Genomic DNA, 15,373 nt, shown 5'->3' on the forward strand with positions numbered 1-15,373 from the left:
ATAATCTTACTCTAGAATATAAAACGTAATTATTACGATTTATAACACTGAGCATATGCAAAAATAAAAAAAGATAGGAGTTTACAAAAATGAAATTAAAAAAGGCACTTCTCGCTTCCCTCTTTACATTCAGTCTCATCCTTGCAGGTTGCGGAAACACAGAAACAGCCAAAAAGGTAGACGAGGAAAAAGTAGACAAGGCTGAGGATCAATTAACCGTTTTAACAACTATTTTTCCACTTGAAGATTTCACGAAAAAAATTGGCGGAAACTATGTTGATGTTAAGAGTATTTACCCGCCAAATGTGGATGCTCATTCCTTTGAGCCCTCTACGAAAGATATGATTGCATTAGCAGATTCTGATTTATTCATCTATACAGGTGTTGGAATCGAAGGGTTTGCGGACAAAGCAACCGAATCTTTGAAGAATGAGAAAGTTACTATTTTAAAAGCTGGAGAAGGCATCGATCTATTAAAATCAACTCATGAGCATGAGCATAGTCATGAGGAAGATGGACATAACCATGATGAAAGCGAACATAGCCATGACAAAGATGGACACGAGGTAGAAAGTACTGAAGAGCACCACGAACATGAAGATGAAGATCACGACCATCACCATGGCGACTTTGACCCTCATGTATGGCTAGATCCCATTCTATCAATTGAACTAGCTACTAATATAAAAAACTCACTAATCCAATTAATGCCTCAACATAGAGCAGCATTCGAAACTAATTTTGAACAACTAAAAGATAATTTAGAAGAGCTTGACGAAGAATTTAAAAGTACAATTGAGCATTCAAAAACAAAGTATTTACTCGTTTCTCATGCTGCCTATGGGTATTGGGAGGAAAGATACGGAATTGAACAAATTGCGACCGCAGGCTTGTCTCCAACACAGGAGCCTACACAGAAAGGCTTGCAAAGTATTATTGAAGAATCGAAGGAACATCAAATTCAATACGTGATCTTCGAACAGAACCTATCAACAAAAGTAGCAGAAATTATTCAAAAAGAAATAGGAGCAGAATCTCTTATTCTTCATAATCTAGAAGCAATTACAGACGAGAATTTGAAGCAAGATGATGATTACTTTAGCATTATGCGAAGGAATCTAGAAACGATTAAGACCGCTTTAAATGATTAATATCGATCGCTCCGGCCTATCTGATTAATCGTATCTGGGATTATTTTATTTACAAATATTCGTTCTGTTTTATAAAAAAAAGCCAAGGGGCTCAATGCCCTTTGACTTTTCATATCGTTTCATTTATTTAAGAAATCGATTTCCCATTATTTATTTCAATCTCAGCTTCTAATTGAGCCACCCTTGCATCAATTGTGCTTCTATAAAACGATCGATCCACTTGTTCCCCTAAACGATCAAGATAGCTTTCTATTTCTTGGAACCGAGAATATGGTTTATCAGAATTCGTATTTACGTCCAATACCTTGTTAATCTGATGATTCGCTCTTGTAACATTTTCACGTCCCATTAATTCCATTCGGCGAATATGCATGTCTTTCAGCTTATGCTTCATTTCTTCATATTTACCTTCTAATTCTTCCAACTGACCCTGTACATATTTAAGTGAGACTCTTAAGCGATCTGCACGATCTGAATAATGATCTTGTTCTGCTAAAGCAAATTGATAAAGTTCCGTTTCCCCTGCTTTTGAAGCAATCTCTGCCTGATGCTTCCTTTTTTCAGCAAGCTCTGCCGCTTCTACAAGTTCCTTTTCAAATTCATCCTTCAATTGAACTTGTCGATCAACAAGTTTTCTTGCGATTTCTGTTTCATGCTCACATTCACGAAGATATTGATTAAGCAATCCAATCGGGTTTTGATTTTCCTTTCTGTCAAGCACCTCGTTTAAATCAGCTTTAAGTGTATCTCTCAATCGCGTAAAAAGATTTGTCATCATTCATTCTCCTTCAATTAATTTATTTAATGATGTCATTCCACTGCTTTTCAAAATTAACAAACGGATCTGTCTCTTTTACTGTTACCTTTTTATTTTCATTCCATTTCTTATAAACAAGGTACAGTACGTATGCTGCAACAACACCAATGATTGCAGGTGCATTTTGAATGGAAGCCATTAGAATAAAGAAACCAACAATCCCTAGTCCGATTTTTCCACCTGTTGAATCTGTCTTTAAAAATTGTTTGAAAATGAAATATAGAAGCGCTAGGCTAACAAGGAATCCAATCATCGGACCAATGGTAGAAAGTAAGATCACTGCTGAAATACCGCCAACTAAAAGTAAAATTAATTTTTTCATTTCGTTTACCCCTTTCGTTATCTTAATTCCATCTTACCTTTATTGATCATTTCAAATAACGAGCTTGCGCTTTATTTTCAACTAAGCCTCGGGACCTAGGTAGAGTCAGCCCTTTAGATATTAGAGCTGATTTTCACAACAAAAAGAGCATCCAAACTGATTTTGGACACTCTCTGCTAGATCTCACTATTCTAACTAGATCCTTACAAGCCTTTCTCTACTTCATAAGGCCATTCATTCATACCTGTTTCTATATTGTATATATCGTTGAACCCATTTTCAGCCAATATTTCTCCAGCCTGACCTGATCTATTTCCGCTTTTGCAAACAAGGATATACGTTTTATCCTTATCTAATTCTGAGATTCGCTCATTCATTTCGTCAAGTGGCAATACAGTTGCATCTGGAATATGGCCAGCTTCATACTCTTCAATTGACCGAACATCAATGACTTCTGCCTGTTCATTATCTATCATTTCCTTAGCTCTTTCATTATCAATATTTTCATATGATGCATTATTAGAACAAGCTGCAAGAACGAATAGAAATGCACATGAAAATAATACACATAAGTGTTTTTTCATTCCCCTCTCCCCTTTCAACTCGATATGATTTCCGATATGTTATCGACTGTCATATTTATTATATATTCTCCCCTTTTAAAGTAAACCTTAGTATATCTGTTAAAGGAAGAGCATCAGAGATGAAATATTCATAGCAATCGATACGAACTTAAATGCCAGCTGATCGGGCTGACATTTAAGTTCGTTGACACTACTTTCAATTTTAATAGCAAAACAAGAAATGGATTCATTCTACAAGACACTTAATAATTAGCTTACTTGAATCAACTCGATTATCTCTTGATTTGGTCCAGTATAAAAAACAGCTTCCCAGCCATTGCTCATCTTCAATGGCCCTTCTGTCGGAAAAATGTCCTTCCTTCCTAGCTCCTCTTGCCACTTCCCTACATCCGTGACTTGCCATGCAATATGATTAGTAGCTACTGGCGCTTCCCCTGATTCAATTAATTCGATTCGAATCTCTCCTTTTTTGAGGAATACGATTTTTTCTCCAGGCAAAGAAAGAAATTGCTCAATTGAAAAATCAAATACATTTTCATAAAACGCAATAGAATCTAGTAAATTTTGAACTTGAATACCCGCATGATGCCATTTCATCGCTTTTCTTCCATTGGCAGAATTAGATTCATATCACCAAATTCATGCCATAAATAGCCGTCAGCTAGTGCTGCTCGATATGCCTTCAATAATAAATGTTTATCGATAAATGCTGTTAGCAGGTCGAGGTGACTTGCTTCTGGCTCATGGAATCCTGTAATAAGCCCATCAACCGCTTTCAGTGGATACCCTTTTTGGATATATAATCGAGTCCTTCCTTCCTGTGCCTCTACCTTGCCTGTGTGATTGACAGCTGTTTCAAGCGCCCGAACGACTGTTGTCCCAACTGCAATCACGCGCCCTCCATTTTCCTTTGTTTGATTGACCAGCGCCGCCGTTTCCTCTGGTACACAATAATCCTCCACATGCTTACTCGGATTCGGCCAACGGTTATTCCCATAATAGCTTAGGCCTGCATGCAGTTGGATAAAAGCAATATTCACACCTTTTTGCTTTAACTGTTTAAGCAGCTTCCAGGTAAAAGCTCTGCCTGCTGAAGGCATCTCCACAGATCCAGGCACTGACGCATAAACGGTTTGATACATCTCTAACGGCCATGGTGTTTCAATATATTCATAGTGCAGCGGCTCCCCATATCGATAAATATTTTCATATAGTGCTAAGCCACTTTTTGAAAAAGAGAGAATAACTAAAGGCGCTTCCATCCCTATTCCAGTAATCGTTGCTGTTAATTCTCCAAGCAACGTGATTTTTTCTCCAACTGTAACGACTCCCCCAACAATGAGTGCCTCCCATTCATTATCGGAAATTTTTCGTGATAGACGAATTTCGATTGTTTGCTTTCCACTTTTCCCTTTTAACATTGCAGGAAGGGTTCGACTATTGTTTAGAACAAGTAAATCTCCCTTACGCAAATAAGCAGCTAGATGATGAAAGTGATTGTGAAAGCAATCTCCACTCACTGTATCGAGCGCCATTAATCGCACATGATCTCGCTGTACTCCCCTAAATTCTGCCGGAGTATGAGCATTTAAATTTGCTGGCACCTGAAAGGAACGAACTGCCGACATCATTGTACATCCCTTCTTCCTTGTAAAAGGGATTGGGCCTCGAACCGTTTTCCATTCACTTCTATTTTCTCATCCAATGCAAGGGCAACAAATACATTGGCCACCTCATGAGGATCACCTAGCTCATAATCACAATCTGGCACTGCCGTTAGATGCATCTCCGTATCCATTTCTCCTGGATCTACCATCCCCATATTCACACCGCTCTCCTGCAGTTCATCTGCCCAAGTTTGGGTTAAGCCTTCAACAGCAAATTTAGAAATCCCATAAGCTCCCCATTCTGCAAACCCTGTTTTTCCAGCTTCTGATGTGACATTCAAGATTCTCCCTTTATTTCTTATTAACATGCTAGGCAACACACGCTTAGTGACAAGAAAAGGATTAATAACATTGACTCGAAGCACATTCGCAAAGTCATGATCAGGATAATCAGCTAATAGCACTGGTCCTGATCCAAATATAGATGCATTATTAATTACTATATCTACTTGCCCAAATGCTTCCTCTACAATTGATACGAAACGATTCACATCCTTCACATTTGAGACGTCTGCATTTACAGCAATGACTTCTCCTCCGAGCTCACGAACTTCTTGTTCTACTTTGCGTAATGCCTCTTCCCCTCTTGAACAAATAGCCAATTTTACTCCTTCTTTAGCAAATGCCAATGCCAGTGCTTTTCCAAGACCTCTTGATGCACCTGTAATCATGACCACTTTTTGATTATTCATAACGATCGCTCACTTTCTATATTATTCTTACATTTATTTTAGAAAATAAGCATGCCGAAGACATCAGAGAATAGTTAGAAAGCAATTACGAAAATGGAAGGAGCATCCACTACAACTTTTGGATGAGAAAGGTTGAAATCAAAAGGTGTTTTCTCAAATATTGTTGCTATTTTACATAAAATTAGGTAAAGGTTGATTTCTGCTACAGGATCGCGGGGTGTGCGCTTAAGCCTCCTCGGCGCATTTGCGCCTGCTAAGGTCTCAGCTGTCCCACGCATCCCGCAGGATATTGAGTAGGCTTCTTAGAATTAACACCGCACAAAGGAAATGCGGCAGCATTTTCGAGGATCTCGCACCTTCCACTCTAATCAACTGACTTATTTGGTAAACCATTCATTCTAACAACAATCTTTTAGAAAAAAACCAATCAAAAAAACGAAGATCGTCTACTGACATCTTCGTCTCTAATTATTTCACTTCTATTATTCGAATCCACTTATAAAAGCCTAATAAAATAAGTAATAAGATCGGATTAATTAACGCAGAATGCCATAGCTTCCACCAGCCATAATGAAAATAACCATACGGTGACGGTAACTGTGCGATACATTCATAAATAAGTAATACGACTTCCCATTTAATGAAATAGAAAATCTTTTTCCTAAGCTTTTGTTTAAAAGGAAACCAATTTAAAAATAAAATATTAACAGGTGGGATTAATACTACGTATGCTGGAAAGGCTTCCCAATCGATTCCTTGAGAAATATACCAATAGCCATGGTATTTTAAATCAATAAAAACATCAAATATCACTTGAAAGGAGATAGTAAATAACCAAATATGGACCATTTGATTGAGTGTTATTTTTTTATTTGCTGTAAAGGCAATAAAATTGGCTAGTAAAACAGCAAGAATTAAACCAATCATCTCAACTCTCCTTGATCACTTATCTTCATAAGTTTTCTAACATACTTAAACTGCAAATAAAGAATGAAAAAAACAAAAGGATAGATGACAGCAGAATACCAGAGGTGCCAATTGTTATAATTGAAAAAATCTGTTTTGATAATAAGCGATTCAAGAGCAACAGAGGATAATGACCAGATAATAATATAAATTAGAATTTTTCCAATACGATGGCTAGAAGGAAGGGAATTAAGAAATAAAATATTGATCGGGATAAAATATAAAAATTCACCAATAAATCCCCACCATTGAAATCCTGGGCCAAAGTAACCGTACAGCTCATATTTTAAATTCAACACCAAATCAACGCTAATACCAAATAATAAGGCAAAAATGGACGTAACATAATTTTCCGCTTTTGTTAATTTCTTTGGTATTAAATAGGCAATGATATTTAAGATGATAAAGAAGGCATAGACGAGTAAAACCATATGATATTACCTCATTTACTACTAAAGCTTATTTATAGTATCTTCATTAAATTGCCCATTTATTTATCAAAAGAAACAGAAAAGAGCCAATCGCCCACTACAAGTTAGCAAGCAATTAGCTCTAAATGTACGAATCACAATCAATTTTTTAGCGTTTCTATCACAATATCTACTTAATACTTATAATAATCCTGCACATGATAAGCTTTAAAGCTACACGATTCATAAAGCCCTAATGCGTTTGCATTGGTCGCCTCTACTTCTAGAAAAATTGGAAAGCCCTTCTTATGTTCTTCTATTAACACATTAGTTAATGCCTTTCTGCCAATACCTTTTCCTTGATATCCCGGAAATACCGCAAAACCATAAATCCATGCTTCACCATCTTGATGATCCACACGCATTTTCCCTACTGAATGACCCTCAGCCTCAATAATATAGAATTGTTCACTATTGTTACGGCTGATTCGAATATTATAGTCATGAGCGTCTGCATCCTCAAATCCGAAGCACTGTACATCTAATTGAATGATTGTTTCGAAGTCATCATCATTTGCCAGTCGTAACGTAACATCCTTCTGTTCACGTAATTCTCTTTCTTCCCATTTCATTTGATATTCTGAAAAGGCATATGAACAAGGAATGGTTTTCAGAAATAACTTTGCTGATTCAGATTTGGCTGGAGCATTGAAGAGAATTTCCTGAACCCCTCGCTCCTTTAATATCTCCGCTGCATCAAGATAAAGCTTAGTAAATATTCCCTTTCTGCGCCAAGAGGGAGCTACCATCCCACAAACCTCTACTTTATTTCCAAATCCATACAGTCCGAGGAATCCAACGAGTTTTCCATCCTCATAATGAAAAAAATCATTGATTTCATTTGCCTCTCGGGATTGGAGCATATCCCAGTTTAATTTCAATTGAAAAGGTTCTCCCTTCTCACATATTTCCTGAAGCTCCTTTATTTCCTTTAACTGTTTAGTCGTTAGCAAATTTTTTCTCCCCCCTCAAGAAACGATCACGATCTTTTCTTTCTGTTACTAGCAAAATCATAGCAGCCATCGATTACATCGTGTACCGCAGAGCATTCGTATACGATCGGACACAATTCCTGCCATTCCGTTTTGCAGCATATAATGCTTGGTCCGCTTGACGCATGAGTGAGTGAATAAACTCTTGGTTATCACCTGCTCCAAGTGAATCATGCGCAATCCCAAAACTAGATGTTACATATATTTCCTTTTTGTTAATATACGCATATTTCTCTGAGACTCTTGTCCGAATGGTTTCGGCAAGCGCATACGCCTCTTGCATTGACCTATTTTTTAAACAGATAATAAATTCCTCGCCACCGTAACGTCCCATAATGTCAGTCGCTCGGATGCTTTCCTTTGCAATTGCAGCTACATGAGTTAAAACATAATCCCCAACCTCATGACCGAATGTATCATTTACATTTTTAAAATGATCAATATCAAACATGATGACAGCCATACTCCCTCCATCTCTTTCAAGACTCTCGAAGGTCTCTTCCATTTGTTTAATAAAAAATGTTCGATTAAGCACTTTTGTTAATCCATCCATGCTCGCTAGATGTTCTAACTTCTCCTGTATTTGCATTCTTTCAGTTATATTCACAAAGCTAATAATTTTTCCAATATGTAAACCATTCTTATTTTGTACAGGTGAAAATCGAATATGATAATATCTCTTTTCTCCAGCTATTATCATTTGATGATCACATGCTTTCCCATTACTTATGCGTTCCAAAAGTCTTGGATTTCCATCAAATACTTGCTCAATCGGTTTTCCAATCGTTTGTGTATTTAGAATTGGTATGATTGTATGCATAACATGGTTATAATCAACAATAATACGCTGATTATTTAAAACCATTACACCCTCCTGTATACTTTCGAAAACGATATCTCTAGCAATCGGTGCGACGTTAAACATTTGAAAAGATACGATCGCAATCCCATGAAAGAGAAAAGAAAGACTCATAGAAACAGGCCCAAGATCAATGCCATATGGACTCCATCCGTTTATGTAGTAGTAGTTAGCAATAATAGGAAATACCAAACCTGCAACCATCAGTAGAATTTGTGTTCGAAATCTTACTACTGATTTTTTCAACTGCATGAGCAAGATGATTATACTAATCATCAGACATAAAAAAAGAAAAATGGAATGAATGTAGAACCAAGGACCACCTTCAAGATCGATGATTGGGAATGGACCATCATTGTTAAATTCCATTGATGTGTAGTATAAATGATGAAGATCATTTGTATGGTGCATGAAAATTGTCATGATTGGAATGACATAAAGAAGAGAATACATCCACGGTTTGATCTTCTGCCCTACATAGTCAAAGCACATGAATAAGAGGAATACAGGAATAAACGGCATTGCCAAATACTCAATCCCTAACCAAAATTTCATTTGTTCTAAAGTACTGCTCGTAAGTTCAAAGACATATGAAAAGGTAAAAACAGCTGACATGAAGGTGACTAAAATATAGTACCTAGCACCGGGTGCATCTTTCATTTTCATACATCCATACCCACATAAAAAAACACTAAAAAAACCAGCTATTAAAATAACGATTACATATTTCAATAATTCATGTTCCATCTCGATCTACTCCAATAATTAAAAGCTCTCATCCTATTAATTATATAGTACCTTACTACGATTAGACTAGTTGAAGTGTAGAAATTATCTGAATAATTTCAACTCAAAATATAAGGCTGTTTTCGCAAACTTTGTTGCTATTTTACACATAATTAGGTAAAGGTTGATTTCCGCGCACGTGTGCTCCTTTTCCGCAGGGTTGGCGCTAAGCCTCCTCGTCGCTCACGCTTCTGCTTAGGTCTTAGCTGTCCCACGCATCCCGCTGGAGTCTCGCACCTTCCGCTCCAATCAACCGACCTATTTGGTAAACCATTCATTCTAACAATTAATTTAAAGACAACAATCTTTTAGAAAGAAGCCAATTATTTAAAAAAGCCTGAAGAAATCTCCAGGCCTTCTGACATTTATATTATTCCATGTACTCTACTCATTTGTAACCTTCGATTCTACATCCTGCTTTGGATCAGGTTGCTTCCCTTTATCTTTTAACTCTTTATTCGTTTCTAAACTCTCCATGATCTTGCCACTTTTCTTCATCTCATCGAAATCCTAAACCATCGTACCGTTCAACTGATTCATATCTTCTTTCCCATCTTTCTTCATCCTACTCACCTCTTTTTGGCTTCGTTGACTAAAGAGAAATTTTAAAACCTACACGATTTATTGCAATTTTTCATTATAAAATTGAACGGAATAGACAGCCCCTTCACTAACCATATTATTATCCTCTATATCGCTCGGATGGGGATTTCCACCCTTTTCAATTGGCAGACTTTCAGTTTTAGCGAAAGGAGAAGGCTTAATCTTTCGTTTCCATTCTCTCAATAAGTCCTTCGCTCTTATTCTATTTGGTTTTGAAGATAACCAGATTGCAGCAGAGGCTCCAACCCCAACACCTAAGGCTGTTAATGGTTTTACAAGTGACACTTGTTTCATAATGAGTCCTCCTTTTATTTTGTTTAAGTGAATCTAGTAAATGTAATACCCTTTTTCTATTAGATTAAACATTTCTATATGAATCCTTCTGGAATCTATCCTCATCTTGCTGTACAGATAAAATTGTCTTCTCTCTCAACTAAGTTTCCTCACTCTTACTTAGTTAAAACATTTAGATTATTCTACTTTTAATATAAACTATAAAAAAAGAGATGATTGACAACTAATAATCATGATGAAAGGAGTGGTTCGAATGCAGCTATTTATGCAAAAAATGAATGAGCGTCTTGCCATTGAAATATTGAACTGGAAATACGAGGCACCTTACAATTTCTATAATAATGAGTTAACCTCTGACTCTATTAAGGAGTTGCTTGAAGAAACCTTTTATGCGGTAGTAGATCAAAACAATCAGTTAGTAGGCTTTTTTTGTATCGGTAAACCCGCACGAGTACCAATTGGATCTCAATATGGTGCATATGCTGATGACTTTATTGATATTGGCTTAGGCTTGAAGCCTGAATTAACTGGGCAGGGACACGGTTTTCCCTTCTTTTCCTTTGTCCTTACTTTTGTGCGGAATACATATCATGATATCCCTATTCGTTTAACGGTTGCGAAGTTTAATAAGAGGGCCATTCATCTTTATGAAAAAATCGGGTTTACTAAGCAAATTGAATTTTCTAATGGAGAAACGATCTTTTTAACTATGTTGATGGAAAAAGGAGACGATCAATGATTCCATTACCAAACCGATTTAGACAAACCATTTTATCTATCCATAAAGAAAAAGGGGAAGAATGGTTAAATAACTTTAATCATCTTATTGATGAATGTGAAAAGAGATGGCAAATCAAAGTAATGGCACCTTTTGCCTTATCCTATAATTTCGTTGCTCCTGCATTACGGAGAGATGGCACAGAGGTTGTTGTAAAGTTAACTCCACCTTCTGAAGAATTCCATACTGAAGTTAGCGCTCTTCAGTTATATAATGGGCACGGTATCGTGAAAATTGTAGATGTTGATCCGCAAAAGGGGATTCTCATTCTTGAACGACTGCTTCCTGGAAATACATTAGCAGACTTAGAAAATGATGAAGAAGCAACCTATATTGCCTCAAAAGTAATGAAAAAGCTATGGATTCCTGGATCTGCTTGCTCACAAATACCAACTAGTGAACAAAGGGAAAAGAGTCTATTAAAAATATATGAGGAGAACCCAATTGGTTTCGGTCCTGTAACGAAGGAAATACTACAAGAAGCAACTGAAGTCTTTATGGAACTAAATCGAACGATCATACAACCATACTTCCTTCATGGCGACCTGCATCATTATAATATTTTAATGTCTGGAAGCAATTCCTGGACAGCCATTGATCCTAAAGGATTAGTTGGCGATAGGGAGTACGATGTCATTCAATTTTTACTAAATAAACTGCCTAATGATCACATGTCCAAAGTGATTGAAAATCGGATAGACATATTCACAAAAGAATTAGGATTGGATAAAGAGCGCATCTGTTTATGGGGGTTTGCCCATGCTGTACTTTCCACATGCTGGTCTGTTCAGGATCATAGTCATTATAGTGAAGCTTTTTATCAGGCCATACATGTATTCCGTAAGCAATCCCCTTCACTATAAGACAGTGTAGGGGATTGTTGGCCATTCAAAATAAGCCCCCACCCCATGTGAATATAAGGCTATGTACTTAAAGTAGTTGTTTAATCAAGTAACGAGCACAAATAAGCGGAATTTCTCCGCTTAAATGGAGAAAAAGACTTTTTTTAGAGGAAATAAGCGGAAATTTTCCGCTTATTCAATGTAAACTCCATCATTTTTGAATTTTTCGAGTCAATAGGCGGAATTTCTCCGCTTATTTGGGCATTTTTTATTAATAATTACGAAATAAGCGGAAATTTTCCGTCTATTTTTATACTTGAACGCTGAACCATACTGATCATTTTGTACATTTTCGATCCTAGATAAGGAAAACAACAACTTTCCATCTCTTAGATAATCAATTTGCACCGTACCTATTCTAGCTATTGCCCACTGGTTAAAACCTATGCTAAATCTGTTGCTATTTTTGATAATAACAAATTAGTAATCCTTAACATAATTATAAAAAGAAGCAAGCTGATTCGCTTACTAAAACACTTGTTCTTTCTACCACTGAGCTGAACTACTTACAAACTTTAAACACTCCCCTAAATTTTAGGATACATATTTAGTCGCTTTCACCACTGCTTGCTTTTCACTACTTCCACTAAACTTAAATACAACAATTCCAGCAATGATAATGAGTACACCAAGTAGTTGCTTGAAAGTAAAGGGAACTTGGGCAAGGCCTAACCATCCAAGTGAATCGAATAGCAAGGCGAATCCGAGCTGTGATGTCATCATAATAGAAATGGTATACGTAGGACCGAGCAGCCTCATCCCATTAACGATGCAAGTCACCACACCTACTCCAATTATCCCGCTGAACCAGTACCATGTTTTCATGTCTTGCAAGTTAAACAACTGCTTTCCTTCAAAAGCAATACCAAATAGGAAGGAAGCCAGGAAACCTAAACCTAGTACTAATGTTGTTGTTGACCAAGTGCTCGCTCGTTCATTCACTTTACTGTTGAAAATATTTTGTAAACTGACTAAGGAGCCTGCAATGGCTGCGAATAGTAGCCCTACAATCATATTTTGCTCTCCCCCTTTATTCGTATATATTCTTGCCTGCCAACATGCTCAGACCTTCTCTATTTTTAACAAAGATACAGCCAGTTCTACGTTCTATTAAACCTTCCGCACAAAACTTACCAATTACACGATTCAAATGACGATAGCTTGTTCCAATTAAATTGGCTATATCCTTTATATTAATACTTAACTGTTTATTAAAAAGTGGATCTGATTCATCTACAGATACAGATAATAAATAACTGGCCAAGCGTACTTCTACTGGGTAAAACAAATGAAAGCTTAAAGATTGAGATTTAATTGTAAATTTCCGCGTAATAATATCTAGTAAGAACTGCAGCAAGGGAGAATAGTCTTTTCCGTACTTTTCTAAATAGCGATAATGAACACCAATCATATACACAGGCGTTACTGCCTCTACTGTGTTAATAATGTCGATCTTCCGTAAATATTCAATATCTCCAATTACCTCAAGAGGTGTTTTAAAAGATAGAATAAGCGTTTTTCCTTCTTCAGATGTTGTATATATTTTTACTTTCCCTTTAACAAGTACATATAAATACTGTGCATGATCTCCCTGCGAACAGATACTTTCCCCTTGACTAAAGCTATATAATGACAAATAAGGAATTAACTGTTCATTAAAGATTGTTTCGATTTGATGAGCATGTAAATACGATTTGATTAGCTCACTATCTTTCAATTCTTTCATTTTCTGCTCACCCCACTATTCAACTGCTAAGAATTAACACGCCGGCAATCATCATTCCTATCCCGATGAACTGTGGCATTTTCACCTTTTGCTTCACTACCCCGAACCAGCCGTTCGCATCAATAATAAAGGTTAGTGCTAGCTGAGCAATGAGTATAACTGCTATTGAAAGGGTTACACCCACCTTTTGAATAGCCACTACATTCGTGAAGATAATAATGGCTGCAAGGGCGCCTCCCGTCAAATAGAGCGGCTTTACTTGCATGAAACTTCGCCATTTTCCATCCCGAACGAGCAATAGAATTAGGAGAGCCATCAAGAATCCTGTCAGTTGGGTAATTGTTGCCGCCTGCCAAGTACCTATATCTTGACTAATTCGAGCATTCGCTACTCCCTGCAGTGTAATAAAAGCCCCGCCTAAAAATGCAAAAATAATTCCTTTCATTGCTTCTCTCCTCACATAGATTTATCTTAATTAAAAGTTAAATCAATGTATTTTGGAAAGGACATATGTCCCAAGCAAGTTATAAGCGACAAGGTTGCTGTCCAAGATCATTGAAAACCCCACCCCAATAATTAGATATTCAACTCTGATATACATAAAAGAATCCCCCTGAATATTGATATAATAATGCTACAAAGCACTATTACCAAACGGGGGATTTTTGTATTTATAATTATTTTTCAATACCCAGATTGTCTCATTTCCAAATTATTTAGAAACAGTGGTCTTACCGTCCTCTTGTCCCTGATTAGGTATTTAAAGTGATTTTCTTCTAATGTCATCAATTTCATCGCAATCAAGTTTTGTAATCCTTACTATTAAATTTGTAGGTAAGTCCTCTTTTATCATTTCAAGAGCAATTTTCCTCTTTTCCTTTTGAGAACCTTCTTGCATTCCTTTTTCCTTCCATGAATTTGGGAGCTGCAAAATCTGTTCTGCTTCTTGGCTATCCAATTGTTTGATTTCTTCCATTAGTTTCTCCTCCTCACGTTCATTCAAGGTTAAATAGGTTTCAAAGAAACCGTTAATAAGTTCTGCTTTTGCTTGATTTATATCCATTTTCACTAGCATCCGTAAGAATTCCTTTTTAACTTGAACCTTTTCCTTTTCTGTATAACCCATTTTACTAATTAATGCTGCTGCAATCGGATTATTAGAATGAATATAGTTCCTCCAATTCATTTTTCTTAACTCGATCATTAGAAATTGAAAGGACAGTACGTGAAAAAAAGGAAAGGTAATCATAAATTGGTTTGATTCAAATCGATTTACATCATAACTAAAAATGGCAATTGGCAAAATTGGCTTTCGATACTTATTATAAAGCAAGCTAAAATAATGATACATTCTTTCATTAAAATCTGGTTGACTATAGCTCTGTGGCTCAACATGAATGATAATTAATGTTTCATACTCTTTTAAATTTGCTTCAATAACAATATCTGCCCTTTTACTTTCGCCCTCAATTAAATCTGTAAACATCTCTTCTGATAATGGTTTAATAGTGGTGAAATCTATATGTTGGTAGACTTTCGGAAAGAATAACTCCAAAAACTCTGCAAAAAAGGTGTGGATTAATTGTTTGAATAACTGATCATGGTGGGTATAATGACTGGGGCCCTCTTGAACTAATAATGTTACTGACATGTTATCACATCCTTCTATATAGACATAAGAGGAAATAGACAAAGAGGAATTTCTATTTAGAGTATATCAAACAACTACCAATAAAACAAACATACGTTCCGTTATACTTAATA

General features: G+C 36.4%; 18 protein-coding genes. 3 read left to right on the forward strand and 15 right to left on the reverse strand.

Annotation, left to right across the window (positions count from 1 at the left end; all coding sequences use genetic code 11):
- Positions 1 to 89: 89 nt before the first annotated feature.
- Positions 90 to 1,151 (forward strand): metal ABC transporter solute-binding protein, Zn/Mn family, encoded by a 1,062-nt coding sequence (locus J2Z40_RS16250; RefSeq protein ID WP_066400156.1) that lies wholly within the window; start codon positions 90 to 92, stop codon positions 1,149 to 1,151.
- A 127-nt stretch (positions 1,152 to 1,278) separates the two neighbouring features.
- On the opposite strand, the gene J2Z40_RS16255 is transcribed toward J2Z40_RS16250, so the two are convergent.
- The 11 genes from J2Z40_RS16255 to J2Z40_RS16305 all read right to left on the reverse strand — a co-directional run bounded on the left by J2Z40_RS16255 (position 1,279) and on the right by J2Z40_RS16305 (position 10,203).
- Entirely contained in the window at positions 1,279 to 1,926 is a 648-nt protein-coding gene (locus J2Z40_RS16255) for a PspA/IM30 family protein (RefSeq protein WP_066400155.1), read from the reverse strand.
- Between the two features lie 22 nt (positions 1,927 to 1,948).
- Positions 1,949 to 2,290 carry a lmo0954 family membrane protein gene (locus J2Z40_RS16260; protein ID WP_066400154.1) on the reverse strand — a complete coding sequence of 114 codons (342 nt, stop codon included), beginning with the start codon at positions 2,288 to 2,290 and terminating at the stop codon, positions 1,949 to 1,951.
- Between the two features lie 203 nt (positions 2,291 to 2,493).
- On the reverse strand, positions 2,494 to 2,874 hold the full coding sequence (locus J2Z40_RS16265; RefSeq protein ID WP_066400153.1) for a rhodanese-like domain-containing protein: 381 nt from the start codon (positions 2,872 to 2,874) through the stop codon (positions 2,494 to 2,496).
- A 249-nt stretch (positions 2,875 to 3,123) separates the two neighbouring features.
- Positions 3,124 to 3,471, reverse strand: coding sequence for a VOC family protein (locus tag J2Z40_RS16270; RefSeq protein WP_066400152.1), 348 nt, complete (start codon positions 3,469 to 3,471; stop codon positions 3,124 to 3,126).
- A complete protein-coding gene (locus J2Z40_RS16275) occupies positions 3,468 to 4,505 on the reverse strand; it encodes an S-adenosylmethionine:tRNA ribosyltransferase-isomerase (protein WP_342590345.1) in 1,038 nt (345 codons plus the stop codon). The genes J2Z40_RS16270 and J2Z40_RS16275 overlap by 4 nt, the downstream gene beginning before the upstream one ends.
- A complete protein-coding gene (locus tag J2Z40_RS16280) occupies positions 4,502 to 5,233 on the reverse strand; it encodes an SDR family oxidoreductase (RefSeq protein WP_066400151.1) in 732 nt (243 codons plus the stop codon). The genes J2Z40_RS16275 and J2Z40_RS16280 overlap by 4 nt, the downstream gene beginning before the upstream one ends.
- 468 nt (positions 5,234 to 5,701) lie before the next feature.
- Positions 5,702 to 6,160: a hypothetical protein gene (locus tag J2Z40_RS16285; protein WP_066400150.1), complete on the reverse strand. Its 459-nt coding sequence runs from the start codon at positions 6,158 to 6,160 to the stop codon at positions 5,702 to 5,704.
- Positions 6,157 to 6,630 carry a hypothetical protein gene (locus J2Z40_RS16290; RefSeq protein WP_066400149.1) on the reverse strand — a complete coding sequence of 158 codons (474 nt, stop codon included), beginning with the start codon at positions 6,628 to 6,630 and terminating at the stop codon, positions 6,157 to 6,159. The genes J2Z40_RS16285 and J2Z40_RS16290 overlap by 4 nt, the downstream gene beginning before the upstream one ends.
- 173 nt (positions 6,631 to 6,803) lie before the next feature.
- Positions 6,804 to 7,622: a GNAT family N-acetyltransferase gene (locus J2Z40_RS16295; RefSeq protein WP_066400148.1), complete on the reverse strand. Its 819-nt coding sequence runs from the start codon at positions 7,620 to 7,622 to the stop codon at positions 6,804 to 6,806.
- Positions 7,623 to 7,695: 73 nt separating this feature from the next.
- Entirely contained in the window at positions 7,696 to 9,267 is a 1,572-nt protein-coding gene (locus tag J2Z40_RS16300) for a histidine kinase N-terminal 7TM domain-containing diguanylate cyclase (protein ID WP_083954046.1), read from the reverse strand.
- A gap of 660 nt (positions 9,268 to 9,927) precedes the next feature.
- Entirely contained in the window at positions 9,928 to 10,203 is a 276-nt protein-coding gene (locus tag J2Z40_RS16305) for a hypothetical protein (RefSeq protein ID WP_066400145.1), read from the reverse strand.
- A gap of 253 nt (positions 10,204 to 10,456) precedes the next feature.
- Between J2Z40_RS16305 and J2Z40_RS16310 the strand changes: the two genes are divergently transcribed.
- A complete protein-coding gene (locus J2Z40_RS16310) occupies positions 10,457 to 10,942 on the forward strand; it encodes a GNAT family N-acetyltransferase (protein WP_066400143.1) in 486 nt (161 codons plus the stop codon).
- The gene (locus J2Z40_RS16315) at positions 10,939 to 11,844 is read left to right on the forward strand and encodes an aminoglycoside phosphotransferase family protein (RefSeq protein WP_066400140.1); all 906 of its coding nucleotides are present in this window, start codon (positions 10,939 to 10,941) and stop codon (positions 11,842 to 11,844) included. The genes J2Z40_RS16310 and J2Z40_RS16315 overlap by 4 nt, the downstream gene beginning before the upstream one ends.
- Before the next feature lie 573 nt (positions 11,845 to 12,417).
- On the opposite strand, the gene J2Z40_RS16320 is transcribed toward J2Z40_RS16315, so the two are convergent.
- From J2Z40_RS16320 to J2Z40_RS16335, 4 genes are all read right to left on the reverse strand, one after another.
- Entirely contained in the window at positions 12,418 to 12,897 is a 480-nt protein-coding gene (locus tag J2Z40_RS16320) for a DMT family transporter (RefSeq protein ID WP_066400138.1), read from the reverse strand.
- Positions 12,898 to 12,913: 16 nt separating this feature from the next.
- Positions 12,914 to 13,609 carry a Crp/Fnr family transcriptional regulator gene (locus J2Z40_RS16325; RefSeq protein WP_066400135.1) on the reverse strand — a complete coding sequence of 232 codons (696 nt, stop codon included), beginning with the start codon at positions 13,607 to 13,609 and terminating at the stop codon, positions 12,914 to 12,916.
- A 19-nt stretch (positions 13,610 to 13,628) separates the two neighbouring features.
- Complete coding sequence (locus J2Z40_RS16330) at positions 13,629 to 14,054, reverse strand: DMT family transporter (protein ID WP_066400133.1); 426 nt, start codon at positions 14,052 to 14,054, stop codon at positions 13,629 to 13,631.
- 315 nt (positions 14,055 to 14,369) lie between these two features.
- Positions 14,370 to 15,260 carry an RpnC/YadD family protein gene (locus tag J2Z40_RS16335; protein ID WP_066400130.1) on the reverse strand — a complete coding sequence of 297 codons (891 nt, stop codon included), beginning with the start codon at positions 15,258 to 15,260 and terminating at the stop codon, positions 14,370 to 14,372.
- Positions 15,261 to 15,373: the final 113 nt, after the last annotated feature.

It is taken from the genome of Cytobacillus eiseniae, from assembly GCF_017874625.1.
Classification (GTDB): Bacteria; Bacillota; Bacilli; order Bacillales; family Cytobacillaceae; genus Cytobacillus; species Cytobacillus eiseniae.

Bases quoted from the DNA above. Each gene is read 5' to 3' on its own strand.
- J2Z40_RS16260 (WP_066400154.1), bottom strand. From the start codon at position 2,290: ATGAAAAAATTAATTTTACTTTTAGTTGGCGGTATTTCAGCAGTGATC.
- J2Z40_RS16315 (WP_066400140.1), top strand. From the start codon at position 10,939: ATGATTCCATTACCAAACCGATTTAGACAAACCATTTTATCTATCCAT.
- J2Z40_RS16310 (WP_066400143.1), top strand. From the start codon at position 10,457: ATGCAGCTATTTATGCAAAAAATGAATGAGCGTCTTGCCATTGAAATA.
- J2Z40_RS16280 (WP_066400151.1), bottom strand. From the start codon at position 5,233: ATGAATAATCAAAAAGTGGTCATGATTACAGGTGCATCAAGAGGTCTT.
- J2Z40_RS16325 (WP_066400135.1), bottom strand. From the start codon at position 13,609: ATGAAAGAATTGAAAGATAGTGAGCTAATCAAATCGTATTTACATGCT.
- J2Z40_RS16275 (WP_342590345.1), bottom strand. From the start codon at position 4,505: ATGATGTCGGCAGTTCGTTCCTTTCAGGTGCCAGCAAATTTAAATGCT.
- J2Z40_RS16305 (WP_066400145.1), bottom strand. From the start codon at position 10,203: ATGAAACAAGTGTCACTTGTAAAACCATTAACAGCCTTAGGTGTTGGG.
- J2Z40_RS16270 (WP_066400152.1), bottom strand. From the start codon at position 3,471: ATGAAATGGCATCATGCGGGTATTCAAGTTCAAAATTTACTAGATTCT.
- J2Z40_RS16330 (WP_066400133.1), bottom strand. From the start codon at position 14,054: ATGAAAGGAATTATTTTTGCATTTTTAGGCGGGGCTTTTATTACACTG.
- J2Z40_RS16255 (WP_066400155.1), bottom strand. From the start codon at position 1,926: ATGACAAATCTTTTTACGCGATTGAGAGATACACTTAAAGCTGATTTA.
- J2Z40_RS16335 (WP_066400130.1), bottom strand. From the start codon at position 15,260: ATGTCAGTAACATTATTAGTTCAAGAGGGCCCCAGTCATTATACCCAC.
- J2Z40_RS16265 (WP_066400153.1), bottom strand. From the start codon at position 2,874: ATGAAAAAACACTTATGTGTATTATTTTCATGTGCATTTCTATTCGTT.
- J2Z40_RS16285 (WP_066400150.1), bottom strand. From the start codon at position 6,160: ATGATTGGTTTAATTCTTGCTGTTTTACTAGCCAATTTTATTGCCTTT.
- J2Z40_RS16300 (WP_083954046.1), bottom strand. From the start codon at position 9,267: ATGGAACATGAATTATTGAAATATGTAATCGTTATTTTAATAGCTGGT.
- J2Z40_RS16250 (WP_066400156.1), top strand. From the start codon at position 90: ATGAAATTAAAAAAGGCACTTCTCGCTTCCCTCTTTACATTCAGTCTC.
- J2Z40_RS16320 (WP_066400138.1), bottom strand. From the start codon at position 12,897: ATGATTGTAGGGCTACTATTCGCAGCCATTGCAGGCTCCTTAGTCAGT.
- J2Z40_RS16290 (WP_066400149.1), bottom strand. From the start codon at position 6,630: ATGGTTTTACTCGTCTATGCCTTCTTTATCATCTTAAATATCATTGCC.